Raw genomic sequence first — 26,066 nt, forward strand, 5'->3', positions numbered from 1 at the left:
TGTTGACGTGCTTCTATAAACTATTATATACACAAATTGAAATTTGTCAATATGTATATTGTTTACAATTTGGATAAAAATAATTTATTGAAAAAGATTGTGCAAAATGGTATTATTTAACAAAGGAGGTTGTTGTTTATGAACGAAAAAGCTATGCACAAGCTGAGCTATGGCTTGTTTGTCTTAACGGCAAAAGACGGCGACAGGGATAACGGCTGTATCATTAACACCGCTATTCAGGCTGCATCTGCACCAAACCAGCTTAGCATCTGTGTTAACAAGGCAAATTTTACACACGATATGATTAAAAAAACAGGCAAATTTGTTGTATCCATCATCAGTCAGGGCGCAACATTTGATTTGTTTAAGCATTTCGGCTTTCAATCCGGCAAGGATGTTAACAAGCTTGAAAATTTTACCGATTATAAAAGATGCGAAAACGGAATATGCTATATTACAAAGGGTACAAACGCATATATCAGTGTTACCGTTACCGGTACACAGGATCTCGGATCGCACACAATGTTTGTCGGCACTATCGACGATATGGAGGTGCTCAGCAATCAACGCTCTGCAACATACGAATATTATTTTGAAAACATAAAGCCAAAGCCAAAGGCTGTAGGCGAAACACCGCAGGGGCAGACAATTTGGCGCTGCACAATTTGCGGATACGAATATGTCGGTGAGGAATTACCCGAGGATTTTGTTTGTCCTCTGTGCAAGCACCCGGCATCAGATTTTGAAAAAATTGTCATTAACAAGGAGGAAAAAGCTATGGCAAATAAATACGCAGGAACTCAAACCGAAAAGAATCTTAGACAAGCATTTTCAGGAGAGAGTGAGGCAAGAAACAAGTACACCTATTTTGCATCGGTAGCAAAAAAAGAGGGCTACGAGCAAATGTCTGCATTGTTCCTTAAAACAGCAGATAACGAAAAGGAACACGCAAAAATGTGGTTTAAGGAATTGGGAGGCCTCGGCGATACACCGGCTAACCTTGAATCTGCCGCAGACGGAGAAAACTATGAGTGGACAGATATGTACGCGGGCTTTGCAGTAACAGCCGAGGAGGAAGGCTTTACCGAGCTTGCCGCTAAGTTCAGAGCAGTGGCTGCTATCGAAAAGCACCACGAGGAAAGATATCGTGCATTGCTTAAGAATATTGAAACCGCACAGGTATTTGAAAAGAGCGAGGTAAAGGTTTGGGAGTGCAGAAACTGCGGTCATATCGTAGTAGGCACAAAGGCACCGGAGGTTTGCCCTGTGTGTGCACATCCTCAGTCATTCTTCGAAATTCACGCAGAAAACTACTAATAGCATAATATCAAAAAGGGTTATGGAACTAAACTGTTCCATAACCCTTTTGCTATGTCATTTTTTATTTAAGCAAGCGAGATAAATCCGAATAAGTTTTTTATGAACGGATTTTCCGCTATGCTGTGTTAAAATACTCGTTAATCCGAAAGGATTAACTGCGTTTTGTGCCTTGCCTAACGAAAAATCCGTTTCATAAAAAATCTGCGACCTAAAACGGAATTGATTTTGAGCAGATTTTTGTTTTGAGGAAGCAGTTAGGCTGGTGCCTTACAATGACGAAAAGCGAAAATATGCCGAAATCAAACCATTTTAGGCTTGTTCGGATTTATTTCGCTTGCTTAGTAAGCTTTGCAAATGACTTCTCCATATCCTCATCGGTAGGAATATAATCCGTTAATTTCGATATTTTTTTAATTTTGTTTTTCGGCGTACGTAACGGTCTGCTTGCATAATATTATAATTTATGTATAATGTATAAGTAGAAAGGGGCGAGGCTATGCCTGCATACTCCTCACATTTTTTATTTGCAAACAGTATGCTTAAAGAAATCAGACAAGCAGTAGATTTTGAACTCAATGAGTCTGCCGTGTATATCGGCACACAGGGGCCTGATATTTTCTATGACCACCGGGCTTTGCCATGGATGCACGGTAAAAGTCTTCGTGCAGTAGGCTCTGCCTTACATCGCAGTGTGCCGTCGGCATTGCTTGAGGCTTTGCGAGATTATGTTGAGCAAAATAACGACATTGCCAAATCATATGCCGTGGGATTTATTTTGCATTATTCGCTTGACAGAATTTGCCATCCTTATGTGTATGCAATGCAAAAGCAAATAACCGATAAAAGACCAAGGGTACATCAATTTACGGCACACAATACTGTGGAGTTTGCTCTTGATTCATATTTAATCAACAGGATGTTGGATATTAGTAAGCCGTCAGGCTTTAAGACCTTTGAAGCATTCAATTTCACCGACGAGGTGGCGGACGAATGTGCAAGGGCTATTGCATATGTTGTTAATTCCTACACGGATTTTCACATTTCGTCATTTCAGGCAAGGCAGGCTATTGACGACCTTATGTATATTCAAAAAGCGACCTACGACCCACGACACATCAAAAGGATGATTTTGCGCCCGTTTGAGAAGATATTATCAACTGTTACAAAGGGATTTATGCCGTCGGCAATGATGCTTACCGATGATTTGACATTGTGCAACAGTCTTGCAAATGAATCACATTCTGTTTGGCAGTCGCCGTATAATTCGGTAAAAAGGACAGAAAGCTTTTATGATTTATTCACTCTTGCCGTTCCCGATTCATTGGGAATAATAAAGGCATTTTTTAACGGTGATAATTTGAAAAACAAAACAAATGACCTCTCGTTTTTAACAGGCGAGAGGGTTGAATATTAAAGTATAACGGAGAATTTTATGTTTAGAACAGAAGGTATGCGTATTCGTGATGAATACGGCAGACAACGTATATTTAAGGGGATTAACCTGTGCTTTAAGTACGACCGTATGAGCGCTCATATCATTAACAAATGGCACAAGCATATTGATGAGGTGCTTGATGCCTTGTGCGATAACGGTGTAAATATTATTAGGCTTGGATTTACCTGGGCGGCGCTTGAGCCTGAGGAAAACGAATACGACCAAAGGATGTTTGATTTCCTTAAATTCTTTGTGGACAAGTGCCGTGAACGAGGAATATATATTGTGCTTGATACCCATCAGGATTTGTTTTGCAGCAAGTTCAAGTTCGGCGACGGAGCGCCCGAATGGGTGACAAAGGATTATGCACACAAAAGCCCTGTCGCAATTTGGGCAGAGGGATATTTTTACGTGCGTGATGTTCAAAGAGCCTTCAATGATTTTTGGCGAAATAAAAATGATATTCAATCAAAGTTTATTAAGCTTTGGGGTGTTATCTGCGATGAATTCAAGGATTATGAAAATGTTATAGCCCTTGATTATCTTAATGAGCCCATGATTACCGATAATTCAAACAAGGTGTTCTGCACACTTGTTAACAACGCAGTAAAGGTTGGGCTTAACAAGGATTTTCATGCAGAAAGATATTTTGAAAACGGCAGAGAAAGGTCCGGCTTCTTACGAATGGCGCTTGCTATTGCACTCAAGGTTCGCACAATAGGAAACCTAAAAAAATTCCTGAAGGCTATTGATGATTATGATGCTTTTTCAAAAATAGTAGATTCACTTGAGCAGTACACCGAGGACTTTAACAGTGAATATTTTCAGCCGTTTATTGACGAGGTATCAAAAAACAGATGCAACGAAAATTGCATTGCATTGTTTGAGCATAACTATTATTCAAATTTAGGTGTTCCGTTTGCCATTGAGCCCGGCGACAATTATGTGTACTCACCGCATGCTTATGATTTGTTTATTGATTCGGCATTGTATAACAGCTATTCAAGTAATGCCCGTGTTAAGTATATTTTGGATTCAATCAGGCAAAATCAGCTTAAAATGAATGTGCCCGTTATTATGGGTGAATGGGGCGGAAGTGCCCATAAGGGAAACGAATGGATTAAGCACGTGGATTACGTGTACTCGTTGATAGAGAAAAATCAGTGGTCAAGCATATACTGGAATTATCTTTATCAAAATAAGGAATTTACAAGGGTAATGAACAGACCGTACCCCTGTGCCGTATGCGGCGATATTGTTGAATATTCATCAAACAGCGAAAGCAGACATTTTGCATTAAGCTACATATGTAACGATAACACAGCCCCTACAATCGTTTATGTGCCTGGTAAGGGCTATGTTGAATACAGCAACACCATCGGCGAAAACATTATTGAAATAGATTATTAATCAGCCTCGAAATCAACCTCTCTTTCTTCAATACAGCAGAAGCATTTGAAACCGATGAATTTCTAACAGCTATTGGCTTTATATAAACACATAGTGTATCAAAAGCATATATGATATTGTGCCGACGGAGATGCTCAGCAGGGTGTTTCTTTTCCACAGGTGAGCAAGCACCGTTAAGGCTATTGCAATAAGCTGTGGCATAAGGATATTGAAATCAAAGCTGTATCCGTCCTTTATGCAATATATAATAAGAATACCGATAATTGCGCTTGGCATAATGTCGCCGAGGTACCTGATGATTTTGGGCACCTCTCTGTTGCCGAACGCGGCAAAGGGTATCAGCCTTGTGGCAAAGGTAGTAACCCCTGCAACAAGAACCGTAATTATCATTTGACTTGTAGTAAGCATCAGCGCACCTCCTTTGAATCAGAGGACAGCATCGGCTTCATTACAAGCAAAAGCGATACAGTCAGTATCAGGCTCGGCAACAGGAATTTGTCGGGGCCGAGCAACAAAAGGCAGCATATTGCAACAAAGATTCCAAGCAGACCCGGAAGCTTTGATTTTGATGCGAGCATTTGGTCAAGGAATATAACAACAAATAATGCCGTCATGGAAAAATCTATGCCCGTAAAATCAATTTTTATCAGCCGTCCTGCAAGGTTTCCGATTACAGAGCCCATTATCCAATATGCGTGGTTAAATATGCCTATCAAAAATCTTGCGTTGCCCTCGTCAACATCGTCGGGTGTTGAATTGAATGAGGTGTTTACCCCGTAGGTTTCGTCGGTCAGCGAATAAATCAACGGCAGGTATCTCCAGCCGTAGCTTCTAAATTTTTCAACAAAGCTTAAGCCGTAGAAGATGTGCCTTGAGTTTACAAAAAAAGTCATTATGGCAATGCTTGGCAGTGTTGCTCCCGATGCAATCATAGACACAAGCAGCAGCTGGCCGGAGCCGGCATATACCAACAACGAAATAACTATTGCCCAAACCCAATTGTAGCCTATTTCAAAAAGTGAAATACCAAAGGCAGAGCCTAAAAACAGGTATCCAAATAAAACGGGCATAGATTTTTTTAAGGCAAATCTTAAGGTACTTGATTTGCTTTTTTTCATTTGTATTCCCTCTCTCTAAAAAACAAAACGATTTTACAATATTGGTATCTTTTTGTCAACAACAGGGAACACTTAAATAATAAAAAAATTTTTGTTGTATAATTTCTTTTTTTATGTTATAATTAAATTCAACAATTTTTTTAGAGAGGGGATTCTGTTTTGGAAAAGAATAGAAGCAGCTTCAAAGGCTCTATCGGATTTGTCCTTGCAGCAGCAGGAAGTGCCGTAGGCCTTGGAAACATTTGGAGATTTCCTTATTTGGCAGCTAAGGATAACGGCGGATTTTTCATTCTATGCTATATCATTTTGGCTCTTACATTTGGATTTACTCTTTTGGTAACAGAGATTGCGTTGGGCAGAAAGACAAAGCAATCACCGCTTACCGCTTATTCAAAAATCAACAAAAACTTTAGATGGCTTGGTACTCTTGCTACACTTGTGCCGATAATCATATTGCCGTATTACTGTGCAATCGGCGGTTGGGTATTGAAGTATTTTGTAACCTTTGTTACGGGAGACGGTGTTGCAGCAGCAACAGATGACTATTTTACAGGTCATATCACAAGCCTTTGGCAACCAATCATTCTTATGATTGTATTCCTTGCCGTAACCGCGCTCATTATTTTCGGCGGTGTTAACAAGGGAATTGAAAAGACAAGCCGTGTACTTATGCCTATACTGTTCCTGCTTATTATCGGCATTGCAATTTTTGCTCTTACTCTCAAGTTTACAGATGCAGATGGTGTAACACGTACAGGCCTTCAGGGACTTAAGATTTACCTTGTACCTGACTTTAAGGCGCTTACATTGAAGTCGGCTGTTACAACGATATTTGATGCTCTCGGTCAGCTTTTCTTTTCTATCAGCGTTGCCATGGGCATTATGGTTGCCTACGGCTCGTATGTTGATGAGAAGACAAATCTTATGAAATCAGTTAATCAGATTGAGATTTTTGACACCCTTGTTGCTTTGCTTGCAGGCCTTATGATTGTACCTGCCGTGTTTGTATTTATGGGCAAGGACGGTATGTCTGCAGGTCCCGGCCTGATGTTTATCTCGTTGCCGAAGGTATTTAACGCGATGGGCGCTGTCGGCACTGTTGTTGGTATTGTCTTCTTTGTTATGGTGCTTTTCGCCGCTATTACATCATCGGTATCTATTATGGAAGCAATTGTTGCATCGCTTATGGATAGATTCGGATGGAAGCGTAATACAGCTACAATAGTAGTTTTCTTATATGCTATTATTGCCGGTATCATCGTTTGCCTTGGCTATAATAAGCTTTACTTTGAATATCAGCTTCCAAACGGCGCAACTGCACAAATCCTTGATATTATGGACTACATCAGTAATAATGTCTTTATGCCGCTTGTTGCTCTTGGCACCTGCATCCTCTTTGGTTGGGTTGCAAAGCCAAAGACCATTATTGATGAGGTTACAAAGAACGGAGAGAAATTTAACCGTAAGATTATCTACAATGTAACATTAAAGTTTGTTGCTCCTGTTTTGCTTGTAGTTCTTCTTCTGCAATCATTTGGTATATTCACAATCGGTTAGTATACGATTGAAATAATTAAATGCAGGTACATTGTGTGCCTGCATTTTAATTGTGAAATTATGTAAAAAACGGGGTGATTATGTGATAAAGGATAAAACAAACGTAATGCGTGTGCTTGACCAAAAGAAAATTGAATACAGTCATTATGCATACGACAATATGACAACCAACGCAGGTGAGGTTGCAAAAGGGCTCTCAACAGATCCACAGTATCTGTACAAAACCCTTGTGACTGTCGGAAAATCAAAGGAGCATTATGTTTTTATGGTGCCTGCCGAAAATGAACTTGACTTAAAAAAGGCGGCAAAGGCTGTTGGTGAAAAGAGCATTGATATGATACCGCAAAAGGAGCTTTTGCCTCTTACGGGATATATCCACGGAGGTTGCTCGCCGATAGGTATGAAAAAGCAATTTACAACTGTCATTCATAATAACGCACAGAATGCCCAAATTATATTCTTTTCCGGCGGCAGAGTTGGGTGTCAGGTCAGCCTGTCGCCTGTGGATTTGGAAAAGGTAATACACCTAAAATATGCAGATATAACAAAGGACACCTAATTATTTGGTTAGGTGTCCTGTTTATTTATTCGTTTTTTGCTTCGTCTGTATCCCTGTAATACTGTGTGAACGGCTTAAAGCGTTCCTTTTCCTCCCATATTTCCTTTGCCTTTGGTGCCCAATTCTTTGCATATCGGTCACACTTTGAGCAAAGCTGCTCGGCACTTTCAGGGCAGTTGAGGTTTGTGGATTTTGCACCTGTAACCTCAATGATGTGCCTTAATGCCTGTGGATTTTCAAGCATTGGACAAGGGCGAAGCATATTGTCGTTAAACGGTTGCCCCTTGTAGTATTGCTTAAACAGTGGTGAGCGCAGACATTCAAGAATGCTTTTTTCTCTTATATTACTGTCGCTGTAATGGATGAATACGCATGGCTCTGCGTCACCCTCGCTGTTGATGTGAAAATAGTTTCTTCCGCCTGCGATGCAACCGCCTACAAATTCACCGTCGTTTTGGAAATCCATAGTGAATATTGCCTTGCCGTTTTTGTGGCTGCGCTTGTTGCGTATTTCTCGGTAAACATGCTCTCTTTGCTCAGGTGTCAGCAGCAGGTCTGTGTCTGCGTCAGAGCCGATAGGCATATAGTGAAAATACAGTGCATATTTTGCACCTGCCTCGATTTCCATATCGTAGAATTCATCAGAGGTTACAGCCTCATAGTTTTTGCTTGTGTAGCAAATGGATGTGCCGAAAATGCATTTGTGCTTTTTCAGCAAAGCCATTGCATCCAAAACTCTTTTGTACACACCTTCACCGCGTCTGAAGTCGGTGGTTTCCTCTGTACCCTCAATAGATAGCGCAAGGGTAAGATTGCCCGCCTTTTTCATATCCTCACAGAATTGGTCATCAACCAATGTGCTGTTTGTAAAGGCAAGGAAAATGCAATCCTTGTTTTCGCTGATAAGCGTTAAAATATCCTTTTTTCTGACAAGTGGTTCACCGCCGGTAAACATAAAGAAATGTGTTCCGAGTGCCTTTGCCTCGGTGACAATTTTTCTCATTTCGTCGAGAGAAAGATTGGAATGGTGTCCGTACTCGGCAGCCCAACAGCCCTTACATTTTAGGTTGCAGGCAGATGTTGGGTCCATAAGAATTATCCAAGGAATGTTGCACTTTAGCTTATCTCTGTTTTCACGCAGGGTAGAAGTTCCGATATAGCCTGCGTCAATACCAAAGGTTAAAAGCAAATTGGTCAACAGCTCACGGTCTGTCTGCTCGATGGTACGATATACAAATTCGTTCCAGATGTTGTTTGGATTTGTTATAACATCAAGGGGCATTGTCCAGGTTGCTTCGGGAAAAAGATTGCCTGTAACCGCCTTGCCTACTTTAAGAATTTTGGGTATATTCTTTTTTGGATTTTTATAAACATAATTCACAAGCGGTCTGCCGATCTTGTGTAATGTGCTTGCTTTGAACTTCATTGTCTGTCTCTTTTCTTATAGGATTAAGATTGTTACATTGATTCGGGAACATCAACCTTAAGCATAACAAGGATGTTCTTGATAGTGTTCTTAACTGCTGTGCAAAGGTAAAGCCTTGCCTGAGTAAGCTCCCTGTCATCCGTTACAACTCTGTGAGCATTGTAGAACTTGTGGAACAGGGTTGCAAGCTCAATAACATAGTGAGTGATTTTTGCAGGGTCATAGATTTTTGCGGCATTGATGATTTCGTCTGTAAGGCCTGCAAGGTGAGAGATGAGCTCGCGCTCCTCGTCGGTGCAAAGCCTGTTAAGAACGGAATCGTCAACGTTGCTTATATCAATGCCCTCATCATTAGCCTTTTTGATGATTGAGCAAATTCTTGCGTGTGCATACTGAACATAGTATACAGGATTTTCACTGCTCTGCTTTGCGGCAAGCTCAAGGTCAAAATCAAAGTGAGAGTTTGGCTCACGAAGATTGAAGAAAAACCTTGCCGCATCAATAGGAACCTCTTCAAGCAATGTGTTTAGGGTAATAGCCTTGCCCGAACGCTTTGAAAGCTTAATTGTTTCGCCGTTGCTGACAAGCCTTACCATTTGCATAATTACTATATCAAGTCTGTCTGCATCAATACCGAGCGCGGTCAATGCAGCCTTCATTCTCGGGATATATCCGTGGTGGTCTGCTCCGAGAACGTCAATAGCCTTGTCGTATCCTCTTGTTACAAGCTTGTTGTAATGGTATGCAATGTCGGGAACGATGTAGGTCGGTATGCCGTTAGCTCTGATAAGAACTATATCCTTATCGTTGCCAAATTCGCTCGCCTTAAACCAAAGAGCACCGTCAAGCTCGTAGGTAACGCCCTTTTCCTTTAGTGCATCTATTATTGCCTTAACAGAGCCGTCGTTGTGCAGAGTGGATTCCTTAAACCATTTGTCGTATTTAATTCTGTATTTGCCAAGGTCAGCCTCAAGGCCTTCAATGTTCTTTGGCAGTGCGTATGCAACAAGGGCATCTCTGCGCTCCTGCGAGTCACAATCTGCGTATTTGTCGCCAACCTGTGCAAAGAAATTCCTTGCGTGTGCGGTGATGTCTGCACCGTGGTATGCATCCTCGGGCAACTCAATGTCCCTGCCGCATTCCTGTAAATATCTAACCTCAAGTGAGGTTGCAAATTTTTCTATTTGATTACCTGCATCGTTGATGTAAAACTCTCTTTGAACATCGTAGCCTGCGGCGTCAAGAACACTTGCAAGGCAGTCGCCGATGGCACCGCCTCTTGCGTTGCCTATGTGCATTGGCCCTGTAGGATTTGCAGATACAAATTCTACAAGTATACGCTTGCCCTTGCCGTAGTCGGAGCGTCCGTAGCTGTCACCGCTTTCAACAACATCTTTAAGTATTTCGCTGTAATATTTGTCTGACAAATAAAAATTGATGAAGCCGGGGCCTGCAATTTCACATCTGTCGATATATCCGTCGTCAAAGCTGAAATTCTTAACAATAGCCTCTGCGATTGCGCGCGGTGCCTGATGATATGCTCTTGCACCTGCCATGGCAATGTTTGATGAAAAGTCGCCGTTCTTTTTGTCTGCAGGCTTTTCAATAATAAACTTCGGCATTTGAGCCTCAGGCAAATCGCCCTTGTCTGTGGCAGTATTAACAGCATTTACTATTGCATCGTAAAGCTTGCTTTCTGTTTCCTTAACAATTTTTGACATTTTTATTCTCCTGATTATTCCGTTAATCTAAACTCTATTGTAACATCGTTTTGTGATGATATTGCACCGTTTATATCAATATCATAGCTGAACTTAAAGGTACCCTCGTTGTCGTTATAGGCATTTTCAACCTCTCTGCCGAAAATTCCCATAAGCATATCGCCGTATTCCGTGCCGTAGTTGCACAGATGTCTTTTTGATTTTTCTATAATCAAGCAAGAGGAGTACGGACCGGATTTTATCATTTCAACCTTGCTTTCGTCCTTGGCAATGTTCAGCCTTGCACGGATTGGCATAGTGCTGTTTTCAAGCTCCTCGTTGTATCTGATTATGTAGTTTTCGTCATCCTGTTCAACCGTGCCGATGGTTTTCATTTCTACCTGATCCTTGTCGTCATCATATTGCTGGCGACCGGTAATTGTAATTAACGCCTTTGCCATATTGTCCTCTTAAATTATGCCTCCTCGCTCTAAAGCAAGGTCTATAAGTCTGTCTATAAGCTGTGTGTATCCTATTCCGACAGCCTCAAAAAGCTTTGGATACATGCTGATAGGAGTTTGCCCCGGGATAGTGTTGATTTCGTTAAGCAATACTCTTTCGTCGTCCTTTGTAACAAAAAAGTCACAACGGCTGAGTCCCTCACAGCCGAGAGCCTTGTATGCCATAAGTGCCGCTTGGCGAACCTCATCTCGCTTTTCCTTGCTGAGCAAAGCAGGAATGTGAAGCTCTGATGCAGGGTTGTTGTACTTTGCATCAAAATCATAAAATTCTGCTGCTGCAACAATTTGCCCCACCTCTGCGGCAATAGGCTCATTGTTGCCAAGCACAGCTACTTCAACCTCTTGGCCGTCAATAAATTCCTCAAGCACGGCCTTTTTGTCTTCCTTAAATGCAACCTCAAGCCCCTTGATAAGCTCCTCGGTGTTGTGCGCCTTGGTAATGCCTACCGATGAGCCTGCGTTTGCCGGCTTGATAAAGATAGGGAAGCCGAGCTTGTTTACAGCAAGGTCAATGCATTTTTGGCTGTCCTTGCAGTATTCGTATTTTGTAAACGAGCACCACTTTGCCTGTGCAATACCGAATGCATCGGCTACGGCGTTTGTTACTGCCTTGTCCATACAGCTTCCGGATGATGTTGCATCGCATCCTACAAACGGAATTTGGGCAAGCTGTAATAAGCCCTGAATTGTGCCGTCCTCTCCGTTTTTGCCGTGAAGAACAGGGAACACAACATCAAGCTTGATTGTATCCCCGTCCTCGGTGACGATTCCGTGAATTTTTGAGTCCGGAGAAATGTATGCCTTTTTGAGAGATTTAGATGTCAGCCACCTGTCGTTAGTAAGCATTTCAATATCGTCATCAAACAAAAACCACTCGCCCTGCCTTGTGATGCCGAGCATTTTTATATTGTATTTTTCTTTGTTAATGTTGCTTAGTATTCCTTTAGCACTGATGCAGCTGATTTCGTGCTCGGACGATGCACCGCCGAAAAGAATTGCAAGCGTAATCTTTTTCATTAAATTCACCTGTGTGTGCCGCCTTGGGCAATATTCTGTTTATTTTATCATATTTTATTTCATTTTTCAATATCACAGTAATATAAAACTTAAAAATATTTTATTAAAATTTTTAGTGACAAATCAACAATTATATGTTATAATTCATTAATTAGTGGGCTTGTGCCTTAACAAGATGCAATTTGGGAGTGATTGTTCTGAATAACGATAGCGATGTTTCTGTTACCAAGAGAGAAAAATCACTTGGCAGAAATTTAAGAATAAAGGGTATTTTTATACCTATTATTTTTGCGGCGGTTGTTGTAGGAATTTGTGCATTTTTGGCAAGTCCAAGGGTTGCTCTTTTCCCAAGCGGCAACCATCATGACAGCCTTACAACAACAGCACCGACCCAAACAACGGAGTATATTGAAGATGAATACGCACAGATTGTACAAGATTAAAACTACATTTTATGATGTTGTTCTTGCTCTGCTTATGTTCCTCTTTTTTACTGTTGCAGTTGCATCTACAACCATAGGCAATGCCGATTTTTACAACAGATTCCTCGGTAAAGAGGAAATAACCGTTGCCGTGCAGAATTCTCTAAACGAAAGAACGAAGGAGATTGCAAAGGAAACCGGAATTGAGCAAAAGGCATTTGAGTTTGCAGTAGGTCAAAACAAAATTAAAACTCTGCAAAAGGAAATTATAAAATCTGCCTTCAGCGGTGTAAACTATGATTATTCCGAAAGCTCAAACATAAGCGGGTGCTACCGTGACGGTATTACGGAATTTTACCGCTTTAACGGGCTTGAGCTTGACAAGGATGCTCTTGACAGGGCAGTGCCTCTTGCCTGTGATGCATTTAACAAATCAATGGGCATTGATAATAATGTTGAATTTTCTACCTTTGCGTCAAGGCTCGGCAAAACCGCAGTTATGCTTGCACTTGCATTTTTTGTGCTGTCTGTTGCATTGGCAGTGTTTATTTTTGTAACGCTCGGCGGAAGAACAAGGGTGTTCGGTCATTACGGCTGTGCCCTCATTTCCTCAGGGCTTTCGTTAATCGCACTTTTCGGTGTTAATGCCGTTGCCGGCTTCAGCGAAAAAATGTACCTGACCGAAAATGCAGGTGTAAATATCGCTCTTGCAGATGCGTTCAATTTGTTTTTTGTTATTTTAGCCTGCTTTGGCGCAGCGCTTGTCATTTGCGGATACAGTCTGTTGGTATTTGTTTACAGGTATTATGTGAGCAAATTTCGCAGTCAAAATCAAGAACATAATATAACCAAGGATTTGCTTATAGGCAGTAGTGACGGTGATATTTCTATCAGTCAAATCGTTTCACAGGCAGATCAGGAAAACAATAGTTTATAGGAGATCATAACTTATGGAATTAAATCAGGCATACAAGGATATAGAAAAATATCTTGAGCAGATTAATCAGGATTTGAAATTCAAAAAGGATTTTGAAACTGAAAACTCTGTTGCTTTCAGCGGTGAAAAGGGAATTTACCGCCTTGTTCACGACTCTAAAACAAACATTCTTTCACTTGAATGTGCTTACGAAAATAACGGTGAGCAAACCGAATTTAATACAATTTCGCGCAGTCTGTTTGAGCTTGATGTTGTTGATGACAGGGATATTAAGTCTACATCAAACGAGATTGTTGATGAGCTTGAAAGGTTGTTCAAGGTTCGCAAGCCTGTAAATCTTGATAAGGTTAAGATGCCAAAGTCGGTTTCAAGAACAAAGGCAAAGAACGGCATTGTCAGCTATGACATTGACAGCCTTGCCAATCGTTTCGGTACTCTTTATCCCGAATTTAAGGATGAGATCAAGGCTAACGTTGTTGCAAACGGCGAGTTTTTACCGGAGGATTTCTTTATCAATCACGGTACTCCCAAGGTGCTTGATGTTATCAAAAACGGAAGCGAGGCTGAACGCAAAAAGCTGTTCAAAATGCTAAACGAGGTTTACGAGGACGGCATCAATGATGTTCAGGATGTTATTGCCGTTACCATTCTCGGCGAGATGAAAAACGATAAGGAAATTATGGCTGTTGCCGATAAGTATATGACCGAATATATGGCAGGTGCAGTTCACGAGGTTAACAAGCTCACCGCAAAGAAAAACAGATATACTAAAAAGCTTAAAAACCCTCCTGCATACAAGCCAAAGAAGAAAAAGAGCTTTAGTATGACAAATCAGCTTGGCGGTATGCAGTAAATGATGCATATCTCTGTTGAAAGAACACCTAACGAGAAAAAATCAATTATCTCCAAAGCAGTGGCTTTTCCTATTGCCTTGGGGATAATTATTGCTTTTGTAACGGTGCTTCTGCTTGGAAAAAGCAGTGTTGTTGACATATTGCAGGGTGAAAGGCTTATGCAGTATGACCCCTCGTCATATACCAAAATGGGTGAAATATCGTTTGGTGACAGTAGCATTGATGTTGTAAACGATGATTGCTATTCGGCGTTGGAGGGTAATGCCTGCTATAAAAAAGGTGCCAAGCTCGGCGAAATCGGGGTTGGCTACTATCTTGTGCTTAACAATAATTATGACGCCTACGGTCAGTCCTCGGCTACGGCTGTGGTAGGGGATAGCAAGCATAGGTACAAGGTGGTTTGCACATTCTCTGCCGAAAATGAAAATGATATTTATAACCATAATACAGATGTAGGCAGAGGATTTGTTTTGTATTATCAAAACGCATCTGATTACGGATTTACCTCGCAGTACACTGCGGTTGTGTATGAGGAGGTGCAGCAGCCTTGAATAGTAAAAAAACAAAAAGGCTTTTGTCATTTGTTATCTGTGTAATAATTGCCGTGGCCTGCGTTGCCGGAGTATATAACGGTATTGCCGTTGCAACCGTGGGGAACAAGCAGTTTTACGAAAAAGGTATTGCCACACAGACCGTTGCAGATGAGTGTAATAAACAGCTCAATCAAAAGTATAAGGCTCTTGCAGTTAAGTCGAATCTTCCTCTTGATGTGTTTTACAGCGTAACCGTTAAGTTTAATACTCAAGAGAGCCTGCTTCAATCTGCACAGGCTTTGTTTGATGAGAATGATTCCTTGCTCCGAAACGGCAGCAGATACGGTTATTTTGCAGACACAATAAAGGAATACGCAAAGGCAAACAGCCTTTCACTTACAAAAGAGGAGATTGACCTTACCTCGCGTGAGGCGGAGCAGATTTATTGCGACACTGTGGGCATCCACGGTCTTGAATATTTGGAAGATGCAGTTGCTCAAAAACGAGAGGAAGCAACAAGGAACCTTTCGTTTTGCGTTTTGACAGCTATGATTGCCGTGGCATTGCTTGCAATTTTGCATAAAAATGACGGGCATAGGCTGTTGTCGTATGCTTCGGTAGGCATAATGACAGGCGGGCTTGCGGGATTAATTTCCTTTGTGTCAATGCTTGTCTTTGGGCTTTACGGCAAAATCACCATCGAGCCTCAGGCAATGTCGCTCGCATTTGAAGCAATGCAAAGGCAGGTGCTTTTGTACAGGTCTATTGCTTCGCTCGGCATTCTTTTTGTGGGGATTGGAGCATTTTGCATTTCGCAGTATTTCATTGACAGAGAGAAATTTAGACACCAAACAAGATACCTAAAAATAATTACAAATAATTAAAAGGATTGAGAAAACTCAATCCTTTTTTGATTTGCCGAATAGGCCCTTTTTCTGCTTTTGTTGTGGGGCAATGTAAAACCTGTTTTTGCCCTTAGGTAAGCTGTTTTGTATGTAATTTAGCTTTTCGTTTGCTGTTTTGCACGCCTTTAAGGCGTTGTCAATATCGGTAAGTATTACTGTATTTTTGTCCTGCGAATAAACCCATTCATCAGTATCTGCCGTTTCATTTTCGTTGCTGACATCCTCGGTCCAGGAGTGAACACATTTATTTGTGAAAAATACATTTTCGCGTATAAGCCTTGCAGGATTTCCGGCAAAGGATGTGTTGGAGTGCACCTTTTTTCCTGCACAAACAGCACCTGCACCTATGATTGAGCCGGAGCCGATTTGAGTTCCTTTAAGGAGCATTACAGCCTGACCGAGCCAAACGTGGTCACCAATCAGAACCGATGCACTGTGATTAAGCCTTTGCTTTGTGTTGCAATCGTAAACCAAGTGCGGATCTGCCGTGCGTATGCAAATGCCATACGAAAACAATCCGTCCTTGCCCACAAATACATTTTGTCTTTCGGAGGTAACAACAGTCATTCTGCCGTTAAAGTAGCAGTTTTTGCCAAAGTAAACAGCTGTGTTGTTGTTTACCGTTGCGTCAAGATAGTACCAATGCTTGCTTTTGCTGAGGTAGAGCAGGGAATTGTCGCCGTTGATTTTCAGCACACAGCCCTTCATTTTTGCTCCGTCCTCTATTACAACGATGTTGCCTTCACCGTTGATGTTGATACTGCTGTCGATAAATTCAACGCTGTCAGGGTTGTCACATATAATTGTGTTACTGCCTGCATTGAAAAATGAAGCCTTGTCTGTTATGCTAATCATAGCTTTTCCCTCGCTTGCTTTACCTGATTAAGAACGCTGTCAGGGCACGGAGAGCCTGCAACAGTTCTGTCATTTACACATTTTTCAAGGCTGATTGCGTTGTAAACACCGTCGTCAAACAGGTCACAAATAGCTTGATATTCCTCAAGCGGTAGGGTTTCAAGGGTTAAGCCCCTGTCAATGCAAAGTGCCACAAGCTCACCCGTGCATTTGTATGCATCTCTGAATGGCAGTCCCTTCCCCACAAGATAGTCTGCACAGTCGGTAGCATTGATAAATCCCTTGGCTGCCGCGTTACGCATATTGTCCTTTAGCACGGTCATGGTGTCAACCATAGGAGTAAAGGCGTTGAGGCACATCTTAACCGTGTCAACTGCGTCAAATATTGCCTCCTTGTCCTCCTGCATATCCTTGTTGTATGCAAGCGCAATGCCCTTCATAACTGTGAGCAGGGTAGTCAAATCACCAAATACCCTGCCGCTTTTGCCCCTGACAAGCTCTGCAATGTCGGGGTTTTTCTTTTGCGGCATAATAGATGATCCGGTAGAGAATGCATCATCAAGCTCAACGAATTTGAATTCCCAGCTGCACCACATAATGATTTCCTCGCTGAAGCGGGAGAGATGTACCATTACGAGCGATAATGCAGATGCAAGCTCAATGCAAAAATCCCTGTCAGACACACCGTCAAGAGAATTTGAGGTAATGCCGTCAAAGCCGAGCAAATCAGCAACCATATTTCTGTCAAGAGGGTAGGTGGTTCCTGCCAAAGCACCGGAGCCGAGGGGGCAAACGTTCATTCGCTTTTTTACGTCCTCAAGCCTGTCAATGTCACGCAGTATCATTGAGCAGTATGCCATAAGGTGATGCCCAAAGGTGATGGGCTGTGCTCTTTGCAGATGGGTGTATCCCGGCATAATGGTTGCACAATGCTCCTCTGCCTTGTTGCATAAAACTGTTGCAAGAGCCTTTAGCTTGGCAGAGATTTCGTCAATCTCGTCACGCAGTGTAAGACGGATGTCAAGTGCAACCTGGTCGTTTCTTGAACGTGCAGTGTGGAGTCGCTTGCCTGTTTGTCCGAGCCTTGCGGTCAGCTCTCCCTCAACAAAGGTGTGTATGTCCTCTGCCTGCATGTCAATACTGATAGCACCGCTTTTGATGTCGTTTAGAATATCGTTTAAGCCGTCAACAATTCTGTTTGCCTCGCCTTTGTCAATAATCCCTGTTGCGCCGAGCATTGTTGCATGTGCAATAGAGCCCTTTATATCCTGTTCAAACATACGGCAGTCAAAGCCGATGGATGAGTTAAAATCGTTGGTTTCCTTGGCAAGCTCCTTTTTGAACCTGCCCTTCCATAATTGTGCCATAAAATACACCTCACTAATAATATAGGACGGCTGATGTAACCGTCCTAATTATATATCTTATTATATATGTTGTCAATTACTCACGGTTTTGGTCAAGCAGAGCCTTTACCTTGATTGAAAGACCGAAAAGGTTGATGAAGCCTGCAGCGTCAGCCTGATTGTAAGCACCGCCGTCGTCGCCGAATGAAGCAACGTTTTCATCGTAAAGTGTGTACGGGGAAGTGATGCCTGCGTTGATAACATTGCCCTTGTAAAGCTTGAGCTTTACATCACCTGTAACTGTCTTTTGGGTTTCGTCAACAAAAGCAGAAAGTGCCTCACGCAATGGGGTGAACCATTGACCGTTGTAAACAAGCTCGCCGAACTTTTGACCGATAAGCTTTTTGTAGTGCTGTGTTTCCTTGTCAAGAGTAATCATTTCAAGCAGCTCGTGAGCCTTGTAAAGAATTTCTCCGCCCGGGGTTTCGTACACACCACGCGATTTCATACCTACAAGACGGTTCTCAACAATGTCAAGAAGACCGATACCGTTCTTTCCGCCGACCTCGTTGAGAGCCTCAACGATTTCAAGGCCGTTCATTTCCTTGCCGTCAATAGCGGTAGGCACACCCTTTTCAAAGTGGATGGTGATGTAGGTTGGCTTGTCAGGTGCCTGCTCCGGAGAAACACCAAGCTCCAAAAACCCGTCCTTGTTGTACTGTGGCTCGTTGGCAGGATCCTCAAGATCGAGTCCCTCGTGGCTGAGGTGCCATACGTTCTTGTCCTTTGAATAGTTTGTTTCTCTGTTTATTTTAAGAGGGATGTTGTGAGCCTCTGCGTATTCAATTTCTTCCTCACGCGAAACGATGTCCCACTCACGCCACGGAGCAATGATTTCCATTTCGGGAGCGAATGCCTTGAGTGTAAGCTCAAAACGTACCTGGTCGTTGCCCTTGCCTGTGCAACCGTGACAGATTGCATCTGCGCCCTCTTTTTTTGCTATCTCTGCAAGTCCCTTTGCGATGCATGGACGAGCGTGAGATGTGCCGAGCAGATAGTTTTCGTATTCAGCACCTGCCTTGAGACAAGGCCAAACGTAATCCTCAACATATTCCTTTTTCAAGTCGAGTATGTAAAGCTTTGAAGCACCTGTTGCGATAGCCTTTTCCTCAAGGCCGTCAAGCTCTGTACCTTGACCGACGTCACCGCTAACGGCGATAACCTCGCAGTTGTTGTAGTTTTCCTTGAGCCAAGGAATGATGATTGATGTATCAAGGCCGCCGCTGTATGCCAAAACAACCTTTTTGATGTCTTTCTTGTTCATAGTAAAATTCTCCTTTAAGGGTGATTTGTTTTTGTCTGTGTTTATTATAACACCTTTAATGTATAATGCAACCCTTTTCGTAAAATTTTGCATAAAAATACAAATATTTACGCTGATTTTGTGCAATATATGTATATAATTACAACAATTATAGTATATTTATGCAAAGTGCTGTATATTCACGGCATATATATAATGGTATATAATATATAGGGATAAAAGGTAAATCCCCACCGAGTGCTACGCACCCACCTCCCCTTGCTTCAAGGGGAGGCGAAATAATAGGCTCCCCTTATGGTAAGGGGAGCTGTTGAGCGAAGCGAAACTGAGGGGATAAACCAAATCATCCACCATTTTGCTCCTTTTTGTCCACTTTCTTAAAAAATTTACAAATTGTTAAAAAAATAAAAATTCCTCTTGATTATTGCATTGACATGTGCTATTATTATAGAGAAATAATATAGTATTATTGGGAAAACTATGTCTTAATCCCGTAATACCGTAAATCTTAAGGGAGGTTTTTTACAATGGTTAAAAGACTATTCAAAAAGTCAATTGCAATCATTATGGCTGTGTTAATGGTAGTAACAACATTGCCTTTGAGCGCATTGGCTGCAGATTTGAGCCCACAGGCTGCAGAATCAGAAATCCAAACCGTTGAACGTACACTCACCATTGAACAAAAGAACACCGGTCTTATTACTAACGGTGCACACATCGACAGTAGAATGAACGGTTCAAGGTATGAGGTTTGTAACGACAACGGTAACGACAACTTTACTGTTGCTTATTGGCAGTACGACACACAGGCTGTTAAGGAGAAACTTGGCGACGCTCAGTTAAAGAACGCAAGCTTTACCCTCACTATTCCTGCTGCTCCGTTGAGTAAAGCAACAGGTCTTTCTGTTTACTATGTAGACAACACAAATGCCGATTCATTCAACGGCGGTGACACACGTTACGCAAGCCTTTACGGCGGTAACGGTGACACAAACAGAAATAATGTAATCAACACCTTCGGTCTTGTAAAGCTTCAGGATATCGCTACAAGCTCTCTTACCGCTGGTGCAAAGATTAATATCGACATTGCAGCTGCATTCAACAACGCAATATCTACCGCTAAAAACTATTCTCGCGTAACCATTATGGTTATGCAGACAGGTGTTAACACAGACACAAGCAGTGGCTGGTCTGATACATATGTAGATTACAGCACTGCTATCAAGGTAACTGCTGCATATGATGAAACCGTCGAGGTTTTCCCGGGCATGGATGGTATCAATGCCGGTATCAACACCTTTGAGTCAAAGATGGCTTCATCATCAACCTCAAATATTTACAAGAACATGCTTCCTGCATATCAGGCATATCTTAAGGCTATCCGCTACCGTGATGCTTATATGTACGGCGGACAGGATGCTCCTACTATCGCAGAGCTTGACACAGTTGCCCAAGCATTGCAGACAGCAAACGCAAATATGACTGTTTGGACAGATGAGGTTACAGGTAAGTTTACAGGTGTACAACCTCAGTTTAACGACTGTGGTACTATTCGTCCGGTTACTCAGGGTGCAGACTTTAAGTACTACAACAACATCATCTACACAGAGGATTGTAGAACATCAAACACCGGTAGAACTGACGACTATAACGGCAAAGACTGGTCAGGTATGGCTATAGGCTATCCGCTTGCCGGTGACGTTTATCTGGAAATCTACTATCCAAACACCATCCTTCTTTGGGACGGTACACAGTCTATTATGCCTGTAATGTTCATGGCAAAGAAGCAGAAGAATCAAAATAGATATATCACCAACGTTTACCCTGCACAGCAGCTTGATGCTTCCGATACATCTTGGCAGACAACCAAGGTTGGTAACGATTCATACTTTGTTTGTACATCCGTTATCAATGGTAGCAGAGATCAAACATGGAGAGGTAGTGCTGATACAAGAACACTTAACTTTAATAATTCCCGTAATGGTACATCAGGTGTAGGTGCCGAGGTTAATAATAACTTCAGCCAACATTCAGCTAACTTGAAAACAGACCTTGCTGCAGGTAGATGTTACTATTGGAACGCTTATGCTGCTTCATTCCAGCTCAGAGACCTTGACAATTACTTTAACTCTGCCTCACAAAAGGGCTACAAGCAGGTAGGTAACTACTGGGCTTGGTACGGTGTAAGCGATACAAATCCTCAGTTTCTCGGCGGTAACTTTGTTGACAAAAATATGAAGGGCTACAGCCAGTCGGTTGCAAATGAAAAGCACGGCGTAAAGAAGATTTATGCGTTCAACTACAAGGGCCTTGCAGACGCTATCAAGAATCCTGACAAGGCAAAGCTCCTTGCCGACGTAAAGAATTATCAGCAGGGCGGTCTTTCAACCCTTATCGCTGCTTATGACGCTGCAACATCTTGGGCAAACACTGCAAATGTCAGCGCTATCAATTTTGACAATGTTGCAACCCAGGCTAATAACGTAACCAAAATGATGAATGATATCAACAAGGGTACTGCTACTGTTGATACAAGTTATGCATCATATACAGGCCTCAAGAAGGCTATCGACGATTCAAAGAAGTACTATAAAATCGACAATACAGATTACACAAAGTACACCCAAGAGGTTTGGGATCCGTTCGTAACAGCTTACCAAAACGCAGCAAATTATTTCTATGCTCTTTACGACAGCAATCCAAACGATATCAGCATTAAGTCCGATCTTGTATTTGCAAATGCAGAGCCTCTCATCGAGCCTCTTAACACTGCAAGAGAGAACCTCAAGAACGGTATGATCCGTTCTGTTGTTGATACTCAAATCCTTGAGCACGCTATCGACAATGCAACGGCTTTGGTTAACAACCCGCAATATTTTGTTGACGGCACAATAGATGCAGGCCTTGCAGATTTGATTTCTCAAATTAAAATTGCTATTTGGACCTCCGAGGATTCTTACGGATACGATACCGAAAAGATAGATTTAACTACCGAAAATCAGGCATTGGTTGACGGATATGTTGAACAGCTTTGCACAAAGATTGCGGCTGCACAGTTTAACGTAAATTACGTTCTTCCAAACAACTACTCTATGACAACCGCTATCGCAAAGGCACAGACATATGAGAAGGATGCCGATAAGTACGGCAACTACAACGTTCTTCAAAACGCAGTAGCCGACGCAAACACCTTCCGGTCAGAGCTCGGCACATTTAACGGAAGAATTGAAAATCAGGTTGCAAACACAATTTCTTCGTACGCTGATTTGGTAACCAAGATTGTAGCTGCGTTTACAGGTCTTCAGCCTGCATTCAAGCTTATCTCTAACGGTACCTTTGCAAATCAGGGTAAAACCGTTAAGTCCGAATACGCTTCGGCAAAGCGTCCTAATAACTTCAAGTTCTATTGGGAATATTCAACAGACCAAATCATTTTCATCACAAACCACGAGGCATATTCTTATGAGCTTCCTATTTCAAGATGGGGCTCATACAACGGCCAAACCGGTGATGATTTTGATACTGTATTTGACTCAATCATTCTTGACGCAAACAACCTTCCAAACGGTGAGCTTAATCTTCAGGGTGGTGCTTTTGCAGGACATGGTTGGCTTTCAGGCACCGGTATGACTGCAACCCAGCTTGAAGAATACAAGGCAAAGACACGTCTTTCTGCCGGTCTTGAGCTTTTGATTGACAGCGTAAAGGTTACAAAATCAACAGGTAAGGCTGTCGGTGTAGATTCAAGCGGTGCCGGCATCACGGACATCAATCACGACTTTATTACCGAGCTTGCCGTAACCGACGGTCACGACACACAGGCCTGGGGCGGTATTTATGCAAAGAACGGTTGGACAGAATTTACAACACATACAGTTGTAAACGTTCCTGCACAAACAGGTGCAGCCGATATGGATAACAAACCGTCTGCTATCAGTAACCGTCTTCTTCTTGGTAAGGCAGGTGCATATTTCGGTAACGTATATTTCTGGAGATATGCAGAAACAGCATTTGACGGCTGGGCAGGCTACGGCTTTGAGCGTACTCCGCTTCTTCTTAACGTTGAGTTTGTAAACGTTTCTACATTGTTTGACCTTATTGCAGAATGTTCATCAGAAAGCTTTGTTGCAACAAAGAGCCAGTACACAACAACATCATGGAACGCTCTTCAAAATGCAATCACAGATGCTAACAGCAATATGGACTATGCAAATATGACATATGATGCAATCATCACCGAGTGCGACAGAAGATACAACAACCTTTACAACGCTCGTAGAACTCTTAAGAAATGTGCATCAAATGCGGCTCTTAAAAAGGCACTTGCAGATTTCAAGTCTATTTACGATAATGATCAGTCAAAGGTTAAGCCGGAAAGCTGGACAGCATTTACAACTGCTTATGAAAGTGCCGCTGCTGCGTTTAACGGCGATTACAGCGACCTCAACATCATGGACGTTGCAGCATCTGATCAGTCAAAGGTTGATGCATTTGTAACTGCACTTACAGACGCAAAGAACGCACTTATCTACAAGATTGATTTCCAACCTCTTACAGATGCTCTTAACAACCTTTTGAACATCGAGGATAATGTTTACACAGCAGATTCTGCAAGAGCTGTTAACAATGCTATCAACAGCTGTCACTACATCTTCCTTTCACCGGCTGCAAAGGATAAGATGTATCAGGATGATACCGAGGCTATGGCAGGCATCCAGGCAGAAATTAACAACCTTAACAGCTACAAAAATTTGCTTGTATCATACGCAAGCCTCGGTCTTGACGATTCATCACTTCAGGCAAGAAAGACTGAATTGAAGGCTTCTAAGGACCCTGACGCATACGATCCTGACCAAATCGCAGCTGCACTCGCAGCAATCGAAGAAAACGAAACCGTACAGGTTTACACAGTAAAGGTTAACTGCAAGAGATTCAAGGACCAGAATGAAATGGATGCCGCTATCACAGAGGCACTTTCAACAGTTGGATTAAAGCAGTACACGCTTACTGTTAAGTCTTACAACAACGATTCAACAGGCTATGTTGTAAACGGTCAACCTCTTGATGTTAACGGCTCCGTAACATTTGATTACGGTACACCGATTAACATTGCACGCGCAGACGGCTCATCTGTTGATTGGTACTATGAGTACACATCACAGAACACATCACTTGCAAAGAAGCTTTATTCAACAACTGACGAGCTTCAGTTCGTTCTCAGAGGTAACACTATCCTTACAACAAAGTCAAAGTCAGGTACCTCTGCAAACAATCTCAAGGTTTCTTACATCAACAGTGTTAACGGTTCAAGCGTTGCAGTAGATTATGTTCCATCAGGCACACAGATTACTCTTGATGCTTCAACTGCACCAAACCTTCCGTACTACACCTTTGATTCATTCAAGGTTAACGGTGCAACAAAGGTTTCAGGCGATGTTATCACAGTAACCGAAGATACAAGAATCACCTATGTTTACACATTTACCGATGACAAGAGCTACAAGGTATATGTAACAGACCTTGGCTACGGCTGGGCAGGCAGTGACTTTGTCATTGAAAACCTTAAGTATAACGATGAGGTAAGCTTCACTCCGGGTACTCCGGGAGAAAACTCAACCGACGGTTATGCAGGTTTGAGCATGAACTATGACCTTAAGCAGTACGTAAACGGCGAAGAGGTTAAGTCTACTGTACAACCAGTCAGCGATGGTAGACTTCAGGCAGGCTACAATACAAGCAACAATACAGTTAACAACCCTGCAGTTTATGCTTGGGTAAAGGTTAATGCCGACGATTTGGATTATTGGTATGCAGAAATGCATAGTGAAACCCAACTCCCGTTGCTTTCAGGTTCTGCTTTAGACGGTTCTGACAGAATTTTCAGAGATGACGCTGCCGAAATAATTAAGGGTGAGGTTGCAATGTACGGTCCGGAATATACATTCCGTGTACATGAGAATGTCGGTCTTATCGCTCTTGACGAGTTTACATTCAACCGTGCAGTTGAATTAGGTATTGTTAATGATAACAAGAGTAACAATGAAGACAAGGTAAACATATTTACAAAGTCACAGCTTGTTGTTGCTCCAAACCAAAAGGTATCTATCATTTCTAACTTTGCAATTCCTGAAAACTGCACAATGGTAGAAAAGGGTGTTCTCGCTGCAGTAAGCACAACAAGCGAAATTACAACCGATGATAACTTATTCACTCTTGGCAATGCCGGTACAAACGGTGTAAACAAGCTTAAGTCAAACTACACGACTGCCGGTAACCAATTTGTAGTTTCTATCAACACATCACCAGTTGCAGGCAGAGTAATCGGCACTAACGTTTGGTTCAAGTGGCGTGCATACATTACTTATAGGGACGCAAACGGCAACCTTAAAACAGCGTATTCACCGGTTACAACACCATCAAATGTTGCAGACAATGTTGCTACAACACTTTAATGAGATTTCTGAGGAGGTAAAGGTAATGAAGAAATTTTATACTGAGCCTGAATTGGAAATCAGGAAGTACTCTTTGTCAGGTAACGTCGTTATGACAATTTCAAACCCTGAGGGTAACGATAACAACGACCTTAACAAAGATGATGATTACAACTTGTTTGGCTAATCAAAGCATAAGGGACCGCTTCGGCGGTCCCTTTTTTCAGGCTATCGATAAATGGGCTTAACCACGCCAAAAGAGAATATGCATGGCTCCCCTTATTGTAAGGGGAGCTGTCACCGCAGGTGACTGAGGGGATATAAAAACAGATTGAACATCGTGAACAAGTCCGTAAAAAATGGACAATAGAAAAAAACAGACCTCCTATGGTAGAA

General features: G+C 42.1%; 21 protein-coding genes. 12 read left to right on the forward strand and 9 right to left on the reverse strand.

All coding sequences use genetic code 11. From position 1 onward, the window contains the following. Nucleotides 1-138 precede the first annotated feature (138 nt). The 3 genes from rbr (at nt 139) to Q0P34_RS06715 (ending at nt 4,165) form a co-directional block, all read left to right on the forward strand. Complete coding sequence (rbr, locus tag Q0P34_RS06705) at nt 139-1,317, forward strand: rubrerythrin (RefSeq protein WP_294954654.1); 1,179 nt, start codon at nt 139-141, stop codon at nt 1,315-1,317. A gap of 499 nt (nt 1,318-1,816) precedes the next feature. Beyond that, nucleotides 1,817-2,734: a zinc dependent phospholipase C family protein gene (locus tag Q0P34_RS06710; RefSeq protein ID WP_294954657.1), complete on the forward strand. Its 918-nt coding sequence runs from the start codon at nt 1,817-1,819 to the stop codon at nt 2,732-2,734. Between the two features lie 18 nt (nt 2,735-2,752). Beyond that, the gene (locus Q0P34_RS06715) at nt 2,753-4,165 is read left to right on the forward strand and encodes a cellulase family glycosylhydrolase (protein WP_294954659.1); all 1,413 of its coding nucleotides are present in this window, start codon (nt 2,753-2,755) and stop codon (nt 4,163-4,165) included. A gap of 78 nt (nt 4,166-4,243) precedes the next feature. Here the strand turns inward: Q0P34_RS06715 and Q0P34_RS06720 are convergent, their stop codons facing one another. Next, nucleotides 4,244-4,573 carry an AzlD domain-containing protein gene (locus Q0P34_RS06720; RefSeq protein WP_294954663.1) on the reverse strand — a complete coding sequence of 110 codons (330 nt, stop codon included), beginning with the start codon at nt 4,571-4,573 and terminating at the stop codon, nt 4,244-4,246. Further along, nucleotides 4,573-5,283, reverse strand: coding sequence for an AzlC family ABC transporter permease (locus Q0P34_RS06725; protein WP_294954665.1), 711 nt, complete (start codon nt 5,281-5,283; stop codon nt 4,573-4,575). The genes Q0P34_RS06720 and Q0P34_RS06725 overlap by 1 nt, the downstream gene beginning before the upstream one ends. A 159-nt stretch (nt 5,284-5,442) precedes the next feature. Here Q0P34_RS06725 and Q0P34_RS06730 point away from each other — a divergent pair, with 159 nt between their 5' ends. Both Q0P34_RS06730 and ybaK read left to right on the forward strand, forming a co-directional pair. Further along, nucleotides 5,443-6,840: a sodium-dependent transporter gene (locus Q0P34_RS06730; protein ID WP_294954669.1), complete on the forward strand. Its 1,398-nt coding sequence runs from the start codon at nt 5,443-5,445 to the stop codon at nt 6,838-6,840. A gap of 82 nt (nt 6,841-6,922) precedes the next feature. Then, entirely contained in the window at nt 6,923-7,399 is a 477-nt protein-coding gene (gene ybaK, locus Q0P34_RS06735; protein WP_366783796.1) for a Cys-tRNA(Pro) deacylase, read from the forward strand. A gap of 25 nt (nt 7,400-7,424) precedes the next feature. On the opposite strand, the gene Q0P34_RS06740 is transcribed toward ybaK, so the two are convergent. From Q0P34_RS06740 to Q0P34_RS06755, 4 genes are read right to left on the reverse strand one after another with little or no spacing between them, the layout of a single operon-like run. Then, on the reverse strand, nt 7,425-8,825 hold the full coding sequence (locus Q0P34_RS06740; RefSeq protein WP_294954672.1) for a radical SAM protein: 1,401 nt from the start codon (nt 8,823-8,825) through the stop codon (nt 7,425-7,427). A gap of 32 nt (nt 8,826-8,857) precedes the next feature. Continuing rightward, nucleotides 8,858-10,546 (reverse strand): arginine--tRNA ligase, encoded by a 1,689-nt coding sequence (argS, locus tag Q0P34_RS06745; RefSeq protein WP_294954675.1) that lies wholly within the window; start codon nt 10,544-10,546, stop codon nt 8,858-8,860. 14 nt (nt 10,547-10,560) lie between these two features. Then, a complete protein-coding gene (locus Q0P34_RS06750) occupies nt 10,561-10,986 on the reverse strand; it encodes a DUF1934 domain-containing protein (protein ID WP_294954677.1) in 426 nt (141 codons plus the stop codon). A 9-nt stretch (nt 10,987-10,995) separates the two neighbouring features. Continuing rightward, nucleotides 10,996-12,063: a D-alanine--D-alanine ligase family protein gene (locus Q0P34_RS06755; RefSeq protein WP_294954679.1), complete on the reverse strand. Its 1,068-nt coding sequence runs from the start codon at nt 12,061-12,063 to the stop codon at nt 10,996-10,998. Nucleotides 12,064-12,245: 182 nt separating this feature from the next. On the opposite strand from Q0P34_RS06755, the gene Q0P34_RS06760 reads away from it, so the two are divergent. Genes Q0P34_RS06760 through Q0P34_RS06780 form a run of 5 tightly spaced genes read left to right on the forward strand, consistent with a single transcriptional unit; the run spans nt 12,246 to nt 15,693 of the window. Continuing rightward, complete coding sequence (locus Q0P34_RS06760) at nt 12,246-12,506, forward strand: hypothetical protein (protein ID WP_294954682.1); 261 nt, start codon at nt 12,246-12,248, stop codon at nt 12,504-12,506. Next, nucleotides 12,478-13,422, forward strand: a complete 945-nt coding sequence (locus Q0P34_RS06765; protein WP_294954684.1) for a hypothetical protein — start codon at nt 12,478-12,480, stop codon at nt 13,420-13,422. Before Q0P34_RS06760 ends, Q0P34_RS06765 begins: the two co-directional genes overlap by 29 nt. Nucleotides 13,423-13,435: 13 nt before the next feature. Further along, on the forward strand, nt 13,436-14,275 hold the full coding sequence (locus Q0P34_RS06770) for a hypothetical protein (RefSeq protein WP_294954687.1): 840 nt from the start codon (nt 13,436-13,438) through the stop codon (nt 14,273-14,275). Continuing rightward, nucleotides 14,276-14,827 carry a hypothetical protein gene (locus Q0P34_RS06775; RefSeq protein ID WP_294954690.1) on the forward strand — a complete coding sequence of 184 codons (552 nt, stop codon included), beginning with the start codon at nt 14,276-14,278 and terminating at the stop codon, nt 14,825-14,827. Beyond that, nucleotides 14,824-15,693: a hypothetical protein gene (locus Q0P34_RS06780; protein WP_294954693.1), complete on the forward strand. Its 870-nt coding sequence runs from the start codon at nt 14,824-14,826 to the stop codon at nt 15,691-15,693. The genes Q0P34_RS06775 and Q0P34_RS06780 overlap by 4 nt, the downstream gene beginning before the upstream one ends. Nucleotides 15,694-15,708: 15 nt before the next feature. Here the strand turns inward: Q0P34_RS06780 and Q0P34_RS06785 are convergent, their stop codons facing one another. The 3 genes from Q0P34_RS06785 to Q0P34_RS06795 form a co-directional block, all read right to left on the reverse strand. After that, nucleotides 15,709-16,569 (reverse strand): hypothetical protein, encoded by an 861-nt coding sequence (locus tag Q0P34_RS06785; RefSeq protein ID WP_294954696.1) that lies wholly within the window; start codon nt 16,567-16,569, stop codon nt 15,709-15,711. Then, nucleotides 16,566-17,936 (reverse strand): argininosuccinate lyase, encoded by a 1,371-nt coding sequence (gene argH / locus Q0P34_RS06790; protein ID WP_294954698.1) that lies wholly within the window; start codon nt 17,934-17,936, stop codon nt 16,566-16,568. Before argH ends, Q0P34_RS06785 begins: the two co-directional genes overlap by 4 nt. 76 nt (nt 17,937-18,012) lie before the next feature. After that, nucleotides 18,013-19,239, reverse strand: a complete 1,227-nt coding sequence (locus tag Q0P34_RS06795) for an argininosuccinate synthase (RefSeq protein ID WP_294954701.1) — start codon at nt 19,237-19,239, stop codon at nt 18,013-18,015. 527 nt (nt 19,240-19,766) lie between these two features. Here Q0P34_RS06795 and Q0P34_RS06800 point away from each other — a divergent pair. Together Q0P34_RS06800 and Q0P34_RS06805 are read left to right on the forward strand one after the other, a co-directional pair. Further along, on the forward strand, nt 19,767-25,691 hold the full coding sequence (locus Q0P34_RS06800) for a hypothetical protein (RefSeq protein ID WP_294954704.1): 5,925 nt from the start codon (nt 19,767-19,769) through the stop codon (nt 25,689-25,691). A 25-nt stretch (nt 25,692-25,716) separates the two neighbouring features. Beyond that, nucleotides 25,717-25,857, forward strand: a complete 141-nt coding sequence (locus Q0P34_RS06805) for a hypothetical protein (protein ID WP_294954706.1) — start codon at nt 25,717-25,719, stop codon at nt 25,855-25,857. Nucleotides 25,858-26,066: the final 209 nt, after the last annotated feature.

It is taken from the genome of uncultured Eubacterium sp. (genome assembly GCF_945980375.1).
Classification (GTDB): Bacteria; Bacillota; Clostridia; order Oscillospirales; family Acutalibacteraceae; genus Eubacterium_R.